The 2685-nt window shown below is 55.5% G+C and carries 2 protein-coding genes; both read right to left on the bottom strand.

Annotated elements, in window-relative coordinates; genetic code table 11:
* Nucleotides 1–87 precede the first annotated feature (87 nt).
* The gene (gene dnaJ / locus ABX962_RS34340) at nt 88–1236 is read right to left on the bottom strand and encodes a molecular chaperone DnaJ (RefSeq protein ID WP_372726167.1); all 1149 of its coding nucleotides are present in this window, start codon (nt 1234–1236) and stop codon (nt 88–90) included.
* 257 nt (nt 1237–1493) lie between these two features.
* On the bottom strand, nt 1494–2685 hold a 1192-nt coding region (groL, locus tag ABX962_RS34335; protein WP_372726166.1), incomplete at its 5' end, for a chaperonin GroEL.

Genomic DNA, 2685 nt, shown 5'->3' with positions numbered 1-2685 from the left:
CGTCTTGCGTCCCTTCGCCTTCGTGCACGGCATCCATTGCGTCAATCTCTTCTTGTGATTTGTTTTCTTCTTCGTTCATGTTTCGATTCAAGTTTCTTGAGGTTGTGCATCGGGGTCAAAAAACGTTCGGAGCTTTTCCAAGAACGATTTGCGATGAGGCAAAACCGTTTCATGTTCAAGTTCCGCTAATTCGCGAAGCAATCGCTCTTGCTCGCTCGAGAGTTTCTTCGGTACTTCGATCATCACTTGGATCAACAGGTCGCCAGCACGTCCGCCTCGAGGATCCAAAATACCTTTGCCGCGAAGCGTAAAAACGTCTCCGTTTTGCGTTCCTGCATCAACGCGAAGCGACTCGGGGCCATCCAGGGTGGGAACTTCAATCTCGGCACCCAGAGCGGCTTGCGTGTACGAGATCGGCAGCTGCAGAATCAAGTGAACGCCATCGCGTTTAAACAACGCATGCGGCAACACGGAAATGAAACAATAGCAGTCACCCGGAGGTCCGCCATCGGGACTTGCTTCGCCTTCGCCTTGCAAGCGAACTCGCATTCCATCGTCGACTCCCGCAGGAATTTCGACGGTCAATTCGGCTTTTTCGTTTTGTAGCCCTGCGCCTCGGCAATCGGCACAAGGTTGGCTGATTTGCTGGCCCGTACCATGGCAATGCGGACATGCGGTTTGCACACGCAGGATGCCCGCAGATTGGATCACTTGCCCGCGGCCTCCACAGGTAGCGCAGGCCTCGGGCTTGCTGCCGGGCGCGGCTCCGCTGCCCTCGCAAGTCACACAGCGAATTCGTCGACGAAACGAGATATCTTTGCTCACGCCGCGGGCGGCTTCTTCGAGCGTCAGCGTGACATTGCAGCGAATATCGGCACCGCGACGCGATCGCCGCCGGCCTCCGCCGCCACCACGCGATCCAAACAGGTCGCCAAACATCCCACCGCCAAACAGGTCGCCGAAGGCTTCGAAGATATCTTCGACATCGTGCGATTGATGGGCCATGCCGTCGACACCGGCGTGTCCATACCGGTCATAGCGTTCGCGTTTGGCTTGGTCGCTTAGAATTTCGTAGGCCTCGGATGCCTCTTTGAACATCTCGACGGCGTTGTCGTCGTTTTTATTACTATCAGGATGGTACTTGATCGCCAGCTTTCGATAAGCGCGATCAAGTTCCTGTTTGGTCACAGTGCGAGCCACCCCGAGGACGGCGTAATAATCGCGTTTTTCAGCCATAACAGCGGCAACATTATCCAGAACAAAATTTCAGACGAGCCAACACAGCGACTCCCGCTGCATTCCGAACCAGATTCCATCCGGTCCTGATATCAAATCAGGCCGTCCGCCCGATTGGCGACGACCCGATTCGATTCTTATCAATCATGGTGCTTTGACAACCCGTGCGGCGCCCCCTTGAACCCAAGGCGTGCCGCACATCGTTACCCACTAGCACCCTGCTAGCCGCGTGAGCGGGGGAAACCCCCTCTCGCGGCTTAGGACACGACGCCTTCGACTTGACGCTTGTCCTTGTCTTCGGCATCGAAATTGGTGACCAAAGCTTCGGTGGTCAACATCAAACCCGCGATACTGCCGGCATTTGCCAACGCGGTACGAGCCACCTTCACAGGGTCAATCACGCCAGCCTTGAGCATGTCACAGTACTCGCCGGTGTTGGCGTCGTAACCGATCGTGGCGCCCTTTTGGCGAACTTCGTCAACGACAACGCTGCCGTCGATGCCGCCATTGTCAGCGATTTGACGCATCGGAGCGTCCAAAGCGTGCAAGACGATGCCAACACCGATCTTTTCGTCGCCTTTGGCTTTCTTCTGAGCCGCTTCGACCGCTTCGTAGCAACGCACCAAAGCCACACCACCGCCGGGAAGGATACCTTCCTCGACCGCCGCACGGGTTGCGTGCAGTGCGTCTTCCAAGCGAGCCTTAGTTTGCTTCATTTCCGCTTCGGTTTCGGCACCCACGCTGATGACGGCAACGCCACCGGCCAGTTTCGCCAAACGCTCTTGGAATTTTTCCTTGTCGTACTCGCTATCGGTTTGTTCGATTTGAGCACGGATTTGGGAAACACGTTTGTCGATGTCTTCGCGTTTTCCGCTGCCTTCGACGATAGTCGTGTTGCTCTTGTCGACGGTGACCTTCTTGGCACGGCCAAGTTGCTCAAGCGTGACATTTTCGAGCTGGATGCCCAAGTCTTCGCTGATCAGCGTACCGCCGGTCAGGGTCGCAATATCGCCGAGCATTGCTTTGCGACGATCGCCGAAACCAGGAGCCTTCACCGCACACACGTTCAACGTGCCACGCAACTTGTTGACCACCAACAACGTCAACGCTTCTGCATCAACATCTTCGGCGATGATCAACAACGGTTGACCAGTCTGTGCAGCCTTTTCCAACAACGGAACAAGATCGCGGATGTTGCTGATCTTCTTCTCATAAAGCAGGATCAAAGCGTTTTCGAGGCTCGCTTCCATCGTGCTTGGATCGTTGATGAAGTAAGGCGAGATGTAGCCCTTGTCGAACTGCATCCCGTCCACGTAATTGACTTCAGTCGCTCGGCTCTTGCCTTCTTCGACTGTGATCACGCCGTCCTTACCGACTCGTTCCAAAGCATCGGCCAACAAGTTTCCGATGACCTTGTCGTTGTTCGCACTGATCGCACCGACGTTAGCG

The organism is Novipirellula sp. (assembly GCF_041583735.1).
In the GTDB taxonomy this organism is placed as follows: Bacteria; Planctomycetota; Planctomycetia; order Pirellulales; family Pirellulaceae; genus Novipirellula.
The sequence above is the reverse complement of the archived record's forward strand: the minus strand, read 5'-3'. Positions and strand labels throughout refer to the sequence as shown.

Bases quoted from the DNA above. Each gene is read 5' to 3' on its own strand.
- dnaJ (WP_372726167.1), bottom strand. From the start codon at position 1,236: ATGGCTGAAAAACGCGATTATTACGCCGTCCTCGGGGTGGCTCGCACT.